Source organism: Allorhizocola rhizosphaerae, assembly GCF_003426775.1.
In the GTDB taxonomy this organism is placed as follows: Bacteria; Actinomycetota; Actinomycetes; order Mycobacteriales; family Micromonosporaceae; genus Allorhizocola; species Allorhizocola rhizosphaerae.
In genome coordinates this window covers 16,415-31,640 of sequence record NZ_QJUG01000091.1, presented here as the reverse complement: position 1 = coordinate 31,640, position 15,226 = coordinate 16,415, and the positions used below count along the sequence as shown (strand labels likewise).

At 66.9% G+C, this 15,226-nt stretch carries 16 protein-coding genes; 12 read left to right on the top strand and 4 right to left on the bottom strand.

Translation table 11 applies throughout. The annotated features are described in order from the left end of the window. Nucleotides 1-413: 413 nt before the first annotated feature. Nucleotides 414-1,214, bottom strand: a complete 801-nt coding sequence (locus DM816_RS20670; protein ID WP_117211975.1) for a DUF881 domain-containing protein — start codon at nucleotides 1,212-1,214, stop codon at nucleotides 414-416. Nucleotides 1,215-1,331: 117 nt separating this feature from the next. Here DM816_RS20670 and DM816_RS20665 point away from each other — a divergent pair, with 117 nt between their 5' ends. The 7 genes from DM816_RS20665 to DM816_RS20635 all read left to right on the top strand — a co-directional run bounded on the left by DM816_RS20665 (nucleotide 1,332) and on the right by DM816_RS20635 (nucleotide 9,171). Then, nucleotides 1,332-1,595, top strand: a complete 264-nt coding sequence (locus DM816_RS20665) for a cell division protein CrgA (RefSeq protein ID WP_117211979.1) — start codon at nucleotides 1,332-1,334, stop codon at nucleotides 1,593-1,595. Between the two features lie 62 nt (nucleotides 1,596-1,657). Further along, on the top strand, nucleotides 1,658-3,700 hold the full coding sequence (locus DM816_RS20660) for a (Fe-S)-binding protein (RefSeq protein ID WP_117211974.1): 2,043 nt from the start codon (nucleotides 1,658-1,660) through the stop codon (nucleotides 3,698-3,700). A gap of 22 nt (nucleotides 3,701-3,722) precedes the next feature. Further along, complete coding sequence (locus tag DM816_RS20655; protein WP_425455258.1) at nucleotides 3,723-5,030, top strand: hemolysin family protein; 1,308 nt, start codon at nucleotides 3,723-3,725, stop codon at nucleotides 5,028-5,030. Further along, on the top strand, nucleotides 5,023-6,033 hold the full coding sequence (locus tag DM816_RS20650) for a hemolysin family protein (protein ID WP_117211972.1): 1,011 nt from the start codon (nucleotides 5,023-5,025) through the stop codon (nucleotides 6,031-6,033). The genes DM816_RS20655 and DM816_RS20650 overlap by 8 nt, the downstream gene beginning before the upstream one ends. A 112-nt stretch (nucleotides 6,034-6,145) precedes the next feature. Then, nucleotides 6,146-6,871: a LamG-like jellyroll fold domain-containing protein gene (locus DM816_RS20645; RefSeq protein ID WP_117211971.1), complete on the top strand. Its 726-nt coding sequence runs from the start codon at nucleotides 6,146-6,148 to the stop codon at nucleotides 6,869-6,871. Nucleotides 6,872-6,984: 113 nt separating this feature from the next. Then, nucleotides 6,985-7,911 carry a C40 family peptidase gene (locus DM816_RS20640; RefSeq protein ID WP_246002080.1) on the top strand — a complete coding sequence of 309 codons (927 nt, stop codon included), beginning with the start codon at nucleotides 6,985-6,987 and terminating at the stop codon, nucleotides 7,909-7,911. Between the two features lie 135 nt (nucleotides 7,912-8,046). Continuing rightward, nucleotides 8,047-9,171: a PP2C family protein-serine/threonine phosphatase gene (locus tag DM816_RS20635; RefSeq protein ID WP_117211969.1), complete on the top strand. Its 1,125-nt coding sequence runs from the start codon at nucleotides 8,047-8,049 to the stop codon at nucleotides 9,169-9,171. On the opposite strand, the gene DM816_RS20630 is transcribed toward DM816_RS20635, so the two are convergent. Further along, nucleotides 9,168-9,362: a hypothetical protein gene (locus tag DM816_RS20630; RefSeq protein WP_117211968.1), complete on the bottom strand. Its 195-nt coding sequence runs from the start codon at nucleotides 9,360-9,362 to the stop codon at nucleotides 9,168-9,170. The genes DM816_RS20635 and DM816_RS20630 overlap by 4 nt on opposite strands. A gap of 157 nt (nucleotides 9,363-9,519) precedes the next feature. Here DM816_RS20630 and DM816_RS20625 point away from each other — a divergent pair, with 157 nt between their 5' ends. Next, on the top strand, nucleotides 9,520-10,131 hold the full coding sequence (locus tag DM816_RS20625) for a dihydrofolate reductase family protein (protein ID WP_117211967.1): 612 nt from the start codon (nucleotides 9,520-9,522) through the stop codon (nucleotides 10,129-10,131). 5 nt (nucleotides 10,132-10,136) lie between these two features. Here DM816_RS20625 and DM816_RS20620 read toward each other — a convergent pair whose 3' ends face one another. Both DM816_RS20620 and DM816_RS20615 read right to left on the bottom strand, forming a co-directional pair. Further along, the gene (locus tag DM816_RS20620; RefSeq protein ID WP_162907660.1) at nucleotides 10,137-10,682 is read right to left on the bottom strand and encodes an RICIN domain-containing protein; all 546 of its coding nucleotides are present in this window, start codon (nucleotides 10,680-10,682) and stop codon (nucleotides 10,137-10,139) included. A gap of 54 nt (nucleotides 10,683-10,736) precedes the next feature. Continuing rightward, a complete protein-coding gene (locus DM816_RS20615) occupies nucleotides 10,737-11,771 on the bottom strand; it encodes a DMT family transporter (protein ID WP_117211965.1) in 1,035 nt (344 codons plus the stop codon). On the opposite strand from DM816_RS20615, the gene DM816_RS20610 reads away from it, so the two are divergent. The 4 genes from DM816_RS20610 (at nucleotide 11,770) to DM816_RS20595 (ending at nucleotide 15,111) form a co-directional block, all read left to right on the top strand. Further along, entirely contained in the window at nucleotides 11,770-13,167 is a 1,398-nt protein-coding gene (locus tag DM816_RS20610) for an aminotransferase-like domain-containing protein (protein ID WP_117211964.1), read from the top strand. The genes DM816_RS20615 and DM816_RS20610 overlap by 2 nt on opposite strands. 17 nt (nucleotides 13,168-13,184) lie before the next feature. Next, nucleotides 13,185-13,457: a hypothetical protein gene (locus DM816_RS20605; protein WP_246002079.1), complete on the top strand. Its 273-nt coding sequence runs from the start codon at nucleotides 13,185-13,187 to the stop codon at nucleotides 13,455-13,457. Between the two features lie 1,145 nt (nucleotides 13,458-14,602). After that, nucleotides 14,603-14,857, top strand: a complete 255-nt coding sequence (locus DM816_RS20600; RefSeq protein ID WP_162907659.1) for a type II toxin-antitoxin system prevent-host-death family antitoxin — start codon at nucleotides 14,603-14,605, stop codon at nucleotides 14,855-14,857. After that, the gene (locus DM816_RS20595; protein ID WP_117211961.1) at nucleotides 14,854-15,111 is read left to right on the top strand and encodes a type II toxin-antitoxin system RelE family toxin; all 258 of its coding nucleotides are present in this window, start codon (nucleotides 14,854-14,856) and stop codon (nucleotides 15,109-15,111) included. Before DM816_RS20600 ends, DM816_RS20595 begins: the two co-directional genes overlap by 4 nt. Nucleotides 15,112-15,226 lie beyond the last annotated feature (115 nt).

Sequence of the window (15,226 nt, the reverse complement as noted above, 5' to 3'; positions counted from 1 at the left end):
AGCCGGGGCGGCTGGATGCGGGGCGGCCGCGTGTGGCGTCGCTGGGTGTGGCGTGGCCGGGTGCGGCGGTGCGGCAAAACCGGCTGGATGCGGTGCGGGTGGATGCGGTGCGGCCGGATGTAGTGCTGTTGGATGCAGCGGCGCGGCAAAACCGGCCGGGTGTGGAGCGGCTGGAGGTGGCGGGACTGGGCGTGAGGCGGCCGCGGGGCGCAGTGGACTTGGCGGCGGGGAAGGCCGTGGCGGGCTTGGTGCGGGAGCGGGATGCGGCGGTTGGGCAGCGGCAGGCGGGGCCCACGGCGACGACGTGCTGGGAACCGGGTCGGGCGGCGCGGGCTCGCCGGAGCCGGTGTCGGTGTCGTCCCGGACGACCGGAATGTACGCGGTCTCGTCCGGGTCGATCTTGCGGTGGCGGCTCATGACGGGACCTCGGCGTAGCGCAGATCGGTAGGCCCGGTGTATGGCGGGGCGGTGATCGAGGACTCGGTCGTGACCGTGTAACCCAGCCCGAAGTTGCGCACCGCGTCACGGAAGCCCGCGACACTGGGCGACGCGTCGAGCGTCGACCGCATCCGGCCGGGATCACCGATCGCCCGGATCACGAACTCCGGCGAGTATCGCCGCCCGTGCAACAGCAGCGTGTTGCCCACGCACCGCACGGCCGACGTGCTGATCACCCGCACGTCCATGATGGTCATGGCCTCGGCCCCGCCCGCCCACAACGCGTTGACCACGGCCTGCACGTCCTGCTGGTGGATCACATAGTCGTCGAGCCGGCTGTTGTCGGGCCTGGGCACCGGGATTGGAGCATCGTTGAGCCGCACCGTCAGGCCCGGCCCGCGCATCTCGGTCAGCCCGGCCGCCTCCTGCCAGGGGGCGGACCGCTCGCGCTCCTGCTTGATCGGCCCATCGCCCACGGCCAGCTCGTTGGTGGTCCCGTCGACCTGGGCCTGCAGCGCCTTGGCCTCGCCCGCGAGCCGATCAACTTCGGTCTGTTTGGCGTCGATCAGCTGGGCGAGCTCGACCCGCCGGTCCTCCCGCAGCACGGTGCCCTGTGCCGTGTTGGCGCTGACCGTGAACAGGAACCCGGCGGCCAGCCCGATCAGCGGGACCCCGATCGACCACCCGGACCTGCGGGAGCGCGTGAAGTGGAGTGCTGACGCGGCTCGTCGCAGGGCTTGACGCCACGACGCACCGCCGCCGGATGTGTACTCCACCACAATCCCCTCATGCGAAAAAGCGAAGACCTGACTAGGCTAGCTTCCGACTAACATTATTCAGGCCCGGCCGTCCATGCGACCATGCATGGGCAGGGCCTCACCCAGGAGTTCACCGTGCCGAAGTCAGAGATCCGCAAGAAGAAGGTCTATACACCGCCTTCTGATGTGCTTCCGTCGTCAAGCACAAGCGACAAGCGCCCCAGCCCCGTCTGGTTGCCGGTGACCGCGGTCGCGCTGATCGCTGCTGGCATCGCGTGGCTCGTGGTCTACTACCTCTCCGAGACCGCCTACCCGGTGGCGGCGTGGGGTTACTGGAACCTGGCCGTCGGGTTCGGCGCCATGGTTGCCTCGCTCGCGCTGCTGTCTAAGTGGAGATAGCCCCACCGCCCCCATGCCGTAAGCTACTAGCCAGTAACGAGGGTTAGCTAGGAGGCCTGAGCATGGGTGGCGTCCAGATCGTCAGCACGATCATCGCGGCCGCGATCACCGTTGTGGCGGTCGTGCTCATCGTGCGCGCCGTCCGGCAGATGCTCGTGGTCGTGCGGCAGGGGCAGCCCGACCCGACGCGCAGCGCCGACCGGGGCAAGCGCACCGCGACCATGCTGCGCGAGACCCTTGGCCACACCCGCATGCTCAAGTGGACGGTGGTCGGCGCGGCCCACTGGGTCGTCATGCTGAGCTTCATCCTGCTGTCTTCGCTCGTGCTCGCCGCCTACTTCGAGGTGGTCGACCCGCTGGCCGGGCTGCCGTTGCTGGACAGCTGGGTGGTGTTCGGCCTGGTCACCGAGGTGTTCGGCATCCTGGGCATCCCGGCGATCCTGACCCTGATCGTGATCCGGCTGCTCAACCTGCCGACCCGCACGAGGTGGTCCCGCTTCGCGGGCTCCACGGCCTGGCAGGGCTACTTCGTCGAATACGTGATCCTGGTCGTGCTGGTCCTCGGGTTCCTGATCCGGGGTCTGCGTGTGGCCGTGGGCCACTTCGACCAGCCGGTCTGGGCGACACCGGTGTCGCACGCGCTCGGCCAGATCCTGCCCGCCAATGAGGATCTCATCTCCGTCGTGGCGCTCGTGAAGATCGTCGTGAGCATGACCTGGGCCATCGTCATCGGGCTCAACGCGACCATGGGTGTGGCATGGCACCGTTTCCTGGCTTTTCCCAACATCTTTTTTAAGCGGTACCCCGACAAGCAGGCACTGGGCGCGCTGAAGCCCATGATGAGCGGCGGCAAGCCGATCGACCTGGAGGAGGCCGACCCCGACAAGGACACGTTCGGCGTGTCCAAAGTGGAGGAATTCTCCTGGAAGGGGCTGCTCGACTTCTCCACGTGCACCGAGTGCGGCCGGTGCCAGTCGCAGTGCCCGGCGTGGAACACCGGAAAACCCCTGTCACCCAAACTGCTGGTGCTCAGCCTGCGCGACCACGCCTACGCCAAGCTCCAGGGCGGCACCGAGACCGAGCGCCCGCTGATCGGCGGCGAGGCTGAGGGCGGCGTGATCGATCCCGACGTGTTGTGGTCCTGCACGACCTGCGGCGCGTGCGTCGAGCAGTGCCCGGTCGACATCGAACACGTCGATCACATTGTGGACATGCGCCGGTACCAGGTGATGATTGAAAGCTCTTTCCCGAGCGAAGCCGGTGCGATGCTGCGCAACCTGGAGTCCAAGGGCAACCCGTGGGGCGCACCGCCCAACACGCGGGAAGACTGGACCAAGGGCCTCGACTTCGAGGTGCCGCGGGTGGGCGAGACCGACGATTTCGAATATCTGTTCTGGGTCGGCTGCGCGGGCGCGTTCGAAGACAAGGCCAAGAAGACCACGCGGGCCGTCGCGACCCTGCTGCACGAGGCCGGGGTGAGGTTCGCGATCCTGGGCAACAACGAGACCTGCACCGGCGACCCGGCCCGCCGCATCGGCAACGAGTTCGTGTACCAGATGCTGGCGCAGCAAAACGTGGAGACTCTGAAGGAATCCGGCGCGCTGAAGATCGTCGCGACGTGCCCGCACTGCTTCAACACGATCGGCAACGAATATCGGGAGCTCGGCCTCGACGTGCAGGTCGTGCACCACACCGAGCTGCTGTCGCACCTGGTCAAGACGGGCCGGCTCAAGCCGGTCAAGCCGATCGAGGGCGGCGTCACCTATCACGACCCGTGCTACCTGGGCCGGCACAACCGGGTGTATTCGCCGCCCCGTGAGGTGCTCGGGGCAGCCGCCGGGACCATCAGCGAGATGGGCCGGCGCGAGGAGCGGTCGTTCTGCTGCGGCGCCGGCGGCGCCCGCATGTATATGGAGGAGACCATCGGCAAGCGGATCAACGTGGAGCGCACCGAGGAGGCCCTGGCCACCGGGGCCAAGACGATCGCGGTGGGCTGCCCGTTCTGCCACACCATGCTGTTTGACGGCAAGACCTCCAAGGGCCGTGAGGATGTGGAGGTCATCGATGTGGCATCGGTCCTGCTCCGGTCGGTGAGGCCGTCATGAGAAAATCTTCCCCATCGACGCGCTGACCACAACCGTCCTCCCGCTGGTCCTCTTCGTACTGCTGACGCTGGGGACGGCCTTCTTCGTGGCCGCGGAGTTCGCGCTGGTGACGGTCGACCGGGCCGAGATCGACGCGCGTTCGCAGCGGGGCGAGCGGCCGGCCCGGCAGGTGCGCAGCGCGCTGCGCGAGCTGTCGTTCCAGCTGTCGGGCGCGCAGCTGGGCATCACGATCACCACGCTGCTGACCGGCTATCTGGCGAAACCCGCGTTGGCCAGCATGCTCGCGCCGCTGGGCACGTCCGACACGGCCAATCATCTGATCGCGCTCGGGATCGCCACGCTGTTCTCGATGCTGGTGGGCGAGCTGATCCCGAAGAACTTCGCGCTGGCCCGGCCGATGCCCGCCGCGCTGCGCACGGCCCAGCCGATGCGCATCTTCTCGCGTACCTTCAAATGGTTTATCAGAGGTCTCAACGGCTCGGCCAACTGGATCGTCCGCCGGCTGGGCATCGAGCCGCAGGAGGAGCTGGCCAGCGCCCGCTCGCCCGAGGAGCTCGGGCTGCTGGCCGCGATCTCGGCGAAGGCGGGCGCCCTACCCACCGAGACCGCGCTGCTGCTGCAGCGAACTGTCCGGTTTGGAGAAAAGCGCGCGGCCGAGGCCATGACCCCGCGGATCGATGTCGTCGGCATCCCCGCGACGACGACGATCGCCGAGTTCTTCCGGGTGGCGGCCGAGACGGGGCACAGCCGGTTCCCGGTCTATGTGGACACTCTGGACACGGTGACGGGCGTGGTGGCGGTGACCGATGGGCTGGCCGTCCCGCCCGCCCGGCGGGCCACGACGCCGGTCGCGGCGGTGGCGCGGGAGCCATTACTGGTGCCGGAATCCCTTGATCTGGATAGGGTCTGGGCGGCGCTGCGGGCCGAGGACGTCAGCATGGCCATCGTCGTGGATGAATATGGGGGTACCGACGGCGTCGTCACGACGGAGGACCTGGTCGAGGAGCTGGTCGGGGAGATCGCCGACGAGCACGACGTGCCCGAGGAGGAGGAATCGGGCTCGATCGAGGTGACGGTGCCCGGCGGCGACCGCACCTGGCTGGTCGACGGGCTGTTGCGCGCCGACGAACTGGCCGAGCAGACCGGTTTCCTGTTGCCCGAGGGGCCATACGAGACGCTCGCCGGCTTCCTTATGGCGCGCCTGGGTCACATCCCGCAGGTGGGTGAGGAGCTCGTGGTCGACGGCTGGGAGTTCACGATCGTCGAGATGGACCGGCACCGCGTCGAGCAGGTGCGCCTGGTCCACCTGGCCGGTGACGACGATGACTAGCGTCCTCATCACGACCCTGCTCCTGCTTGGCAACGCGTTCTTCGTGGGGGCGGAGTTCGCCCTGATCGCGTCGCGGCGCACGGTGCTCGAACCGATGGCACGCGACTCGCGGCTGGCGGGGTGGGCGCTGTCGGCGATGAACCAGATCCCGCTGATGATCGCGGGGGCGCAGCTGGGCATCACGATTTGCGGGCTGGGCTTGGGCGCGCTGGCCGAGCCGGCGATCGCGCACTTCCTGGAGAAGCCGTTCGCAGCGATCGGCATCCCCGAGGGCGCGGTGCACCCGACCGCCTTCGTGATCGCCCTGGCCATCGTGGTGTTCCTGCACACGGTGATCGGTGAGATGGTCCCGAAGAACATCACGCTCGCCGGGCCGGAAGCGAGCGTGCTGTGGCTCGGACCGCCGATGCTCGCGTTCTGCATCGCCACCAAGCCCCTGCTGCTGGCCATGAAGTGGGCGTCACGGGCGGTGCTGCGGCTGTGGCGGATCGAGGCGGCCGACGCGGTGAAGACCGTCTTCACCGCGGAGGAGCTGGCCGGGCTGGTGAGCCAGGCGCGCACGGAGGGCCTGCTCGACCCGGAACAGCACGCCCGGATCACGGGCGCGCTGGCCCTGCACCAGCGCACGGCGGCCGACGCGCTGCGCCCATGGTCCGAGGTCAGCACGGTCAGCGAGGACACGTCGCCCGCGTCGCTTGAGGTGCTGGCGATGCGCACCGGGCGGTCACGGTTCCCGGTGATCCAGCGGGCCACGCGCCAGGTGATCGGGTTTGTCCACGTGAAGGATGTGCTCGGGTTGCACGGCCAGGCTCGGCGGGAGCCGATCCCGCGTCGGCTGATCCGCTCGCTGGTGGTCGTGCCGCCCGATCGCTCGCTGGCCGAGCTCTTGCTCGCGATGCGGCGGGAGCGCCGGCACATGGCGCTGGTCGTCGATCCGCAGCAGCACACGCCGGTCGGCGTGAGCACGCTCGACGACGTGCTCAACGCCATCATGACCGGCTGAGCTGCTTTGCGATGCCAAAGCGAAGCGCGGGCGGGATCGTGCGGTGAAGCCCTCGCGAAGGACGCGCCTGCCGCCGCGATTCCGCCCAAGCTGCCGCTTCGTTAACCTTAGTATGCGGCGCATCGGGTGGGCGTTCGTGCTGGCGATCGGGCTTTTGCATGTCCCGGTCCTGCATAACCCACCGTTGGAAGAGATCGCGCGCACGAGCACCTTGGTGCGCTTCGATTTCACCGACGGCAGTCTCGTCGAGTCGGGTGGGCGGCTGGTGTTGCGGTCCGCGGCCATGGGCGGCGGGGAGGTGATGCTCGTGCCGCAGGGCGACGGCTGGGCCTTGGAGTTCCCGCAGGTTTGCAGCTCGCCCCCGACGGCATGCCCGCGCGTCATCCTCGAAAGTGACCGCGTGGACTGGCTCAACCCGGGCACCCAGCCGGTCAAGTGGGGCGCGAAGGTCCAGATGGCGTCCGATCGAGTGAGCGAAGGCGCCAATGTTGTGCAAAAAGGACTTTCTGCGGTGGGTACCCAGTTCAAGCTCCAGGTCGACGGCGCTGCCGGTCACCCCAGCTGCGTCATGTCCGGGCCGATCGACGGGGTTCACCGCATTTTCGTGGCGCTGTCCCACCGCGGGATCGCCGACAGCCGCTGGCACGAGATCGCCTGCGAACGCGACGGCGAAGCGTTGCGCCTGTTCATCGACGGTGTGATGGACGCGGAGACGATCGTCCCAAGCACACTGTCCATAGTGAACGATCTACCTCTGCGGGTCGGCGGCAAGGGCGTCGGACCGCACAATGACCAATTCCACGGCGTGCTCGACAACGTCTTCGTCGAAATCGGCTGAGCCTGGTTTGAGTTGCGCTCAGGTAACGAACGCAACTAGCGTAAGGCCTCGTGTGTAGCCATCCCGCGCGGCTGAGGCCGCTACTACTCACAATGCTGGCAACGATCGCACTGGTGATCGGCTCTGCAGGGCATGCGCATGCGCAGCCCTCACCCGCCGAAATCGAGGCGGAGATCGACAAGAAGTGGAACGAGATCGAGCCGGTCATCGAGGAGCACAACGCGGTCCGGATCAAGCTGGAGGCCGAGCGTGCCAAGGCAGATGCCCTGGCCGCCCAGTTGGCCCCGCTGGAGGAGGAGGTGTCGAAGACGCGGGAGCGGGTCGGCGTTTACGCCGACTATATGTACAAGGGTGGCCGTGCCATCGGCATCAACGCCTTCCTCAGCACGGGCGACCCGACCGTCATCGCCGAGCGTCTGTCCTCAATGGAGCAGGTGACGTCGCACTTCAACGCGCGCATCGGCGAGGTGCTCGCGGCCAAGGCCAAGCTCGACGAGTCCAAGCGCCCGCTTGACGCGATGATCGCGCAGCTGGACGCGCTGGAGAAAGAGCAGAACGAGCGCATCGCGAAGATCAAGGACGAGATCAAGAAGCTCGACCAGATGCGGCTCGCGGCCTACGGCAACGGAGGCGGCGAGGGCGAGCTGCGCCCCGTGCCGTGCCCGGTGACCTATCCAGGCGGCGCGCACGGCACCGCGGTCAAGTTCGCGTGCGACCAGATCGGCAAGCCATATGTGTTCGCCCAGGACGGGCCCAGTTCGTATGACTGCTCGGGCCTGACGAAGGCGGCGTGGCTGAAGGCGGGCGTCAGCCTGCCGCACAACGCCAAGGCGCAGCGGGCGGCTATCCCGCGGATCAGCCGCTCCGAACTGATGCCCGGAGACCTGGTCTTCTACTATTCCGACCTGCACCACGTCGCGATGTACGCGGGCAAGTATGAGGGCGTGGACTGGATCGTGCACGCGTCCCGCTCCGGCGTCCCGCTCAAGATGCGCAAGATGGACAACGGTTACATCCACAGCTACGGAAGACCCGGCTGACGCCACGGCAGGTGGCGTACCAAGGCCGGCGCCGCTGAGGCGTCGGCCTTTTCAATTTGCGCCAGGGTCAGCCTACCGGGCATATCAGGATCCACCGAGCGGCCAATCCGGGCGGTGGGGCACGTGGGATCAGGCATGCTAATTCCCGTACGAATGGTCAGACTGCTGCCGGGCCGACGCCCGCTGAGCCAAGGTGCCCGCGCCGGACTCGGCGCGGCCTTTGCGCTGCTCATGTTGATCTGCGTGGTCGAGCTCGCGGACGGCAGCACCGTCCGTTATGTGGGCCTCATGGCGACGGTTCCCTTTCTGGCGGCCGTGTTCGCGGGCTGGCGCGAGGTGCTGATCGCGGGCGGGGTGGCCACCGGGGTGGGGGTGCTCTTCGCGGTCTTCGGCGACAGCGCGGATTATTCGGCGTACGTCAATGTGGCCGCGGTGGGGCTGGCGACCGCGATCGCCTCGGCGGTGGCGTCGGCGAAGCAACGCACGGCCGAGCAGCTCGCCGAGCTGGCGCGGCTGGCGACCATCGCGCAGCAGGCGGTGCTGCGGCCGTTGGGGCCCAAGGTGGGCAGCCTCGCCGTTGCCGGGCGGTACATCTCGGCCACGGCCGCCGCGGACATCGGCGGCGATCTGTACGAGGCGCTGGACACGCCCTACGGCGTGCGCATGATCATTGGCGATGTGCGCGGGAAAGGCCTGGACGCGGTGCGCACGGCTTCGATCGTGCTGGGTTCGTACAGGCACGTCGCGTTCGAGCGGTCGGACCTGCGCGCGATCGTCTCCGACCTGGACCGGGCGGTGGCGCGCAGCGTGGGCGACGAGGACTTCGTGACCGCCTGCCTGGTGGAGGAGCGGGGCGGGACCCTGACGATCGTCAACTGCGGTCACCCGGCGCCTATCCTGCTGCGCCGAGGCGAGGTGATCACGCTGGACCCGCCCGCGCCGGCGCCGCCGCTGGGGTTCATGCCGGTGGTGCGGGCCCGGGTCGAGCGACTCGAACCGGGCGACCGCCTGCTGATGCTGACCGATGGGCTGGCCGAGGCGCGCCGCGACGGGACGTTCTTCCCGATCGCGGATCGGGCCTGGCGGCTGTTGGGGCACGGGACCGTCGGCGACGGGCTGGCGTCGGTCGAGTCGGCGCTCATGGAGTGGGTCCAGTACCGGCTGGACGACGACATCGCCCTGATCCTGATGGAATACACGGGGCCCGTCCAGCCGTCGCCGACGCCCCGGCCGAGTTGGGAGGTTGGCACGCCGAGCTAGGCGTTGCGGCCGGTCAGGGATCGGCCTGGGCTCATCGTGAAGCCGGGTTGTCCGGTCGGCAGGCGGTGGCGGCCGATGTAGCGCGGCGGATAGTGCGGCTCGAACAGCAGCGAGCGCAGCTTTTCGAACATCTTCTCGGGCTCCTCGGTTTGGGGCTTCCCGGCGGGCTTCCCGTTGGGGCGATGATTCACGCTTCTTGAACGAGACGGCTTCACGACCGGTAACGCGAAACGACAGACGATCTCACATTTGTCCGCTTATGCCCGCACTCGTCCACCCGGTCGGGTGACCGCGAGATTCTTCGATTCCCCGGCGATGAGTTTCTTCGGCACGGTAAGTCTTAGAGGCATGAGGCTGACACTGACCACATTCCTTACCCTCGATGGCGTCTACCAGGGGCCGGGCGCGCCCACCGAGGACCCCAGCGGCGGCTTCACCCAGGGCGGGTGGGTCGTGCCGTCCTTCGACGAGGAGCTCGGCCGGTTCATGGACTCGATCTTCGAGCACGCCGACGGATTCGTGTTGGGCCGCAAGACGTACGACATCTTCGCGGCCAGTTGGCCGAAGGCCACGGATGACAGCCCTGTGTCGGTGGGGCTCAACACTCTGCCCAAATATGTGGCCTCCAAGACGCTCACCAGGGCGGAGTGGAACAACAGCACGATTCTCGCGGGTGATGCGGTGGCCGAGGTGGCCAAGCTCAAGGAGCAGCCGGGCCGCGAGCTTCAGATCCACGGCAGCGGCGCGCTGGCCCAAACCTTGTTCGATGCGGGCCTCATCGACGTGGCCCGATTGATCGTCTTTCCTGTCGTGCTCGGGGCGGGCAGGCGGCTGTTCGTCGAGGGGCGCACGCCGTCGAGCTTTCGCCTGACCGATCTCAGGTCGACGCCCACCGGCGTGGCCATCCACACGTATGAGCTCGTCGGGGCGCCCACATACGGCACCTTCGAGCTCGAATAGCTCTGCTAACCGTCGCTTGTGGACAGATACCAGTATTGGTCGGGGTAGTAACCGCACGGGTATTGGTTGACGATTTCGCTGGGACGCGTGCTCGCACCCGGGACGGACAGGCACAGGTTGGTGTTGTACCTGCGGAAGGCGTAGTTCAGGTTGCCCAGGTGGATCATGCCCCAGTACTGGTCGATATAACCGCCGCACGGATACTGGTTGACCTGAAGCGAGGGTTGGAGGCTCGCGGCGGGCACGGACATGCACATGTTGCTGTTGACGTTTCGGACGTAGTAGTAGGGGATGCCACCGCTGGTGAACCGGTGCTCCAGGTACCACCACTGGTCGATGTAGCGGCAGGGCCAATACTGGTTCAGGCCAACGTTTCCGGTGCTCGCGCCCGGTACCGCCAGACAATTGTTGACACCGTGATTGACGCTGTTCCGGTTGTAAATGTGGAAGGGGCCGTCAGCCGCCGCCACCGCTCCCGTCTGGCTTGGTTGCGGTGCAGCGGATGCGCCGGCCGGCGACGCGGTCACCGATCCGACGGCAAGAGTGACCATCGCGGTCATCCCCAAAAGCCATTTTCTTGTACCCACTAGGAGTCCCCTCCTTCGTCACCTAGGCGCAACGGATGCATCGCGCCGGTCTGTCCATTCAAGACAGTCGAGGCGGGTGGGGCAATGGCGCGACCTGTTCGGATGTGGCCCGAAACAATCTCGGACGCTGTCCATTTTGGATTGTGATGCGCGAGTGCGCTGGGTCAGCACGACGCAGCCCAGCACGACGAGTGCGGCTCCGATCGAGGCAGGTGTAACGGTTTCTGCGAGCAGGAGCGCCGACCACAGCAGGGTGAGCACCGGCTGCGCCAGCTGAATCTGGCCGACCCTGGCGATGCCGCCCTTCGCCAGACCCGCGTACCACGCGAAAAAGCCCAGGAACATGGAGATCGCGGTGAGGTAACCGAACGCCGACCAAGCGGCGGCGTCGGCGCGCGGAGGGTGGGCGGAGGCGGCGAGGAGGGTGATGGGCATGGTGACGGGCAGCGAGAGCAGCAGCGCCCAGCAGATGGTGCGGGCACCGCCCAGCTCGCGGGAAAGCACACCACCCTCGGCATAGCCGAGTCCACAGAGGACGACGGCCGCGAGCAAAAACAGGTCGGCGGACGACAGTGCGCCGTGCACCGCCCCGCTGACAATCAGGAAGGCGAGCACGGCCGTCAACCCGCCGACGCTGGCAATCCAGAACAGGAGCGGTGGCCGTTCACCGGCGCGCAGGACGGCGAATACGGCCGTCATGGCGGGGAGCACGGTGATGACGACGGCGCCGTGTGCGGAGGTCTGAGTGGTCAGCGCGAGCGAGGTGAACAGCGGGAAGCCGACGACAACGCCGAGGGCGACGATCGACAGCCGCCGCCACTGGGTGCGGCTGGGCCGGGGCGCGCGGGTAAGACGCAAGTAGGCCAACGCGAGTAGCGCCGCACCGACAGCGCGGCCAAACGCCACGAGCCACGGGTCCAGTTGCTGCACGGCGATGCGGGTGGCGGGCAGCGACACGCTGAACGCGAGCACACCCAGCGCGCCAAGGGCGAGGCCAACGATCCGGTCCGCTGTTACCGTCGCGGGCGCAGTAGCGCTACTCTCGGCATTCATGAATGACGGTAGCGCAGTGCGCCGCGTCATCCAAGACTTGCGTGGGCTGGTGGTTGGTTCGGCGCCCGGGACACGCCTGCCCTCGGTGCGGGAGTTGACCGCGCGGCACCAGGCGTCACCCGTGACCGTTGCCGAGGCGATTCGACAGCTTGTGGCGCAAGGGTTGGTCGAGACACGGTCGGGGAAGGGCACGTTTGTGGCGGCCCGGCCGGACGAGCGGCGCGCACCCGACCTGTCCTGGCAGACCGTCGCGCTTGGATCCGGCCGACCGGGCGAGCCCGAGATGCAGGCGTTACTGGCGTTACCGCGATCCGGGGCGATTCCGCTGTCGGGCGGCTACCTGGACGCGGATCTGCAGCCGGCTGCGGCGCTGGGCGCTGCGCTGGCACGTGCTGCGCGGCAGCCCGCGGCGTGGGCGCGTGGGCCGGCCGAGGGACGTGAGGATCTGCGGGCGTGGTTCGCCCGCTCGGCAGGGGCCGGGTTGCGCGCCGACGACATGGTCATCTGCCCGGGCGGGCAGGCGGCGCTGTCGTCGGCTTTGCGGGCGCTCGCCGCGCCCGGCGACACCGTGCTCGTCGAGTCCCCGACCTACTTGGGGGCGCTTGCGGGGGCTCGGGCGGCTGGGCTACGAGTCGTGCCGGTGCCCGCCGACGCCGATGGGGTACTGCCCGACCAACTCGCGGCCGCCTTTGCTCGCACTGGCGCGAGATTGTTCTACTGCCAACCGCTGTATGCCAATCCGACCGGCGCGACACTGGCGGCTCACCGGCGAGCGGAGGTGGCCAAGGCCTTACGCGATGCCGGAGCATTCCTGATCGAGGACGACTACGCGCGCGACCTCACCATCGACGGCGAGGCCCCGCCGCCGCTGGCCGCCGCCGACCCGGACGGGCACGTGATATATCTGCGCTCACTGACCAAGTCCACCGCCCCCGCCCTGCGCGTCGCCGCGATCGGTGGACGCGGCCCGGCCGGTGCCCGGCTACGCTCGGCCCGACTGCTCGATGACTTCTTCGTGGCGGGCCCGCTGCAGCAGGCCGCGCTCGAGTTCGTCACCGCCCCGGCCTGGACCCGGCACCGCCGCGCCCTGCGCACCGCGCTGCGGGCCCGGCGCGAAGCGCTGCTCACCGCGCTGCGTCGGCACCTGCCACAACTCGCCCCATCGACAATCCCGCGCGGAGGCCTGCACCTCTGGGCCCGCCTACCCGACGGCACCGACGACGTCGCCCTGGCCTCAGCCGCAGCCACCGAAGGCGTCGTCGTCTTTCCGGGCCGCCCTTGGTACCCGGCCGAACCCCCAGCCCCACACCTGCGCCTCACCTACGCCGCAGCCCCACCCGACCTCATCGACGAGGCCGTCCGCCGCCTCGCCCGCGCCTTCCAGCAGACCACCTGATGCACCACGATAAAACGGTGATTCGGATCGAAGCGCACTGCTGGCTTGACTGGTGGGCCAACCAGGTGACGCTGTTCGCCAGCGCCGAAGCCGCCGTCACCTTCGCCATCAGCGCCACTGGCTGGACCGCCACCGGTCGCCTCACCAACGACGAAGATCGCGAGGGATTCGCGTTCCTTTGCGACCTCGACGCGGTTTTCAGTCTCCGATTCGATGACGACACCACGATCACGGTCAACGTCGAATCGCTCACCAACCACGGCCAGTTCACCCTCACCGAGTACACGTGACCGGCTCAACGACTGGTCAACACACCATCGACGAGCACGCCGGCTGAGCGCCAATACGCATGCGAAGCTACGTCAACGGGCCAGCAAGAAGGGCTTACTCGCTCCACGAGTATTTGTTGCGGAGACTCGCGCCAGCCTGACCTGGACACGACTCCCCGCATCGCGTTACGCCTGGCATGCGGTATACGTGCTTCGGTGACACCATGCTTCCTCGCCGGCTCACCCATTCTCAACGGGGCAACCCTACGCTGTCTAAGTTGATCATATAGCCAAGATCCAGATTGATCGAGGTGACTGCGTACTGTGTCGACAGATAGCGCGCACCTGGCACGGCGATCAATGGTTTCCTAGAAACGGAAAGCCGGCTGGGGCTTACGTCCTGACCAGGCTTTCTTTCTGGAGTGGGTGACGAGAATCGAACTCGCACTGTCAGCTTGGGAAGCCACTCCTGCGGGTGACCGGCCTGTCGGTCGATCTCGATCGATGCAGCCGGCGACTGGTGCGGCGGTGCCCGACAGGCTCCGCCGTTCACCTGGTTTCCCGTGGCAACGGGCACGGATCGGGCACGCCGTTCAGCGCTAACCGGTGACTGGATGTGTAGAGCGAGCAAGACAAAGCCCAGGAGTCGGATCACCCGACCTGGGCTTCTGTCTTGGAGCGGGTGACGAGAATCGAACTCGCACTGTCAGCTTGGGAATTTCTGATCTGCACGAACGTTTGTCCATACCTGCCGTGAGCTGGGGGGAAGTGACCGCTCGTGACCTTTCGTGACATTGGCGGTCGCGCGAGTTCGGGCATACGACATCCCGTTGCCGGAATCCTCCCCAACAGACAAGACTGACTCCCAACACTAGAACCACAGATCTAGGCCATCCATCAACGATCACCAGGGACGGAAACGTCAAGCATCAGGTGGGACTAGACAAAGAAATGAAGGCGAGCGTGAAATTCTCAAGGGGGCAACGGCTTTCATGAAGGCTCGGCGGCAAGTCCGGTTCAGTTGGCGGAAGATCAGCAGGAGCATGCATGATGCTAGCCAAACCGCTCCAGTGATCTAGTCAATCTAGTTTCTGGCCAACCTCTCCTTCCTCTCGTCTTCTTCCTTCCTCATAGACTGAAGGCTGTACGGGTTGTACTATCGGTACATGGGGACTCCAGAGATGAAGATCACGGACGCACGAAGTCACCTGGCGGACATTGTGCGGGACGCGTCGATGCGCGACGAGCCTACGGTGATCACGCAGAATGGTCGTCCGGCTGCGGTGGTGATCGGCTTTGAGGAGTGGAAAGAGCTTGCGGCGCTTCGGGATGCTCGGATTGTTGCGCGGATTCGGAAGCGGGCTGCATCAGCGGAGTTTGTGAGTCACGAGGATGTGTTGCGTGAGGCCGAAATCCTGTGATCTACAAAGTTCGCTGGGAGATGACGGCGTTTCGGGCGTGGCGCAAGTTGGATGCCAAGGCAGCATTGATGATTCTCAATAGCGTGACGGACTTGACGGCCGATCCGCGTCCGGCAGCGTCAACGGAACTTGTGGGCGGGGATGGGCTGCGGCGGCTTAAGGCCGGCGACTACCGGGTGATTTACGAGATCAGCAAAGATGATCGTTTGGTGACGATCTGGGAGGTTGGTCATCGCCGGGAAATTTACCGGTAGAACTTGGTGAGACGAATATGATATTGACTGCCTGTCGTTCGCCAGGGAGCCGTCTTGGTTCTAAGCACCTGCTCAGCGTGCAAGCGCGGCGTAAACGTCTGAGACTAGAGCCATG

Coding starts and splice junctions, on each gene's coding strand:
- DM816_RS20660 (WP_117211974.1), top strand. CDS start 1,658: ATGGGTGGCGTCCAGATCGTCAGCACGATCATCGCGGCCGCGATCACC.
- DM816_RS20650 (WP_117211972.1), top strand. CDS start 5,023: ATGACTAGCGTCCTCATCACGACCCTGCTCCTGCTTGGCAACGCGTTC.
- DM816_RS20645 (WP_117211971.1), top strand. CDS start 6,146: ATGCGGCGCATCGGGTGGGCGTTCGTGCTGGCGATCGGGCTTTTGCAT.
- DM816_RS20635 (WP_117211969.1), top strand. CDS start 8,047: ATGCTAATTCCCGTACGAATGGTCAGACTGCTGCCGGGCCGACGCCCG.
- DM816_RS20625 (WP_117211967.1), top strand. CDS start 9,520: ATGAGGCTGACACTGACCACATTCCTTACCCTCGATGGCGTCTACCAG.
- DM816_RS20620 (WP_162907660.1), bottom strand. CDS start 10,682: ATGGTCACTCTTGCCGTCGGATCGGTGACCGCGTCGCCGGCCGGCGCA.
- DM816_RS20610 (WP_117211964.1), top strand. CDS start 11,770: ATGAATGACGGTAGCGCAGTGCGCCGCGTCATCCAAGACTTGCGTGGG.
- DM816_RS20615 (WP_117211965.1), bottom strand. CDS start 11,771: ATGAATGCCGAGAGTAGCGCTACTGCGCCCGCGACGGTAACAGCGGAC.
- DM816_RS20600 (WP_162907659.1), top strand. CDS start 14,603: ATGGGGACTCCAGAGATGAAGATCACGGACGCACGAAGTCACCTGGCG.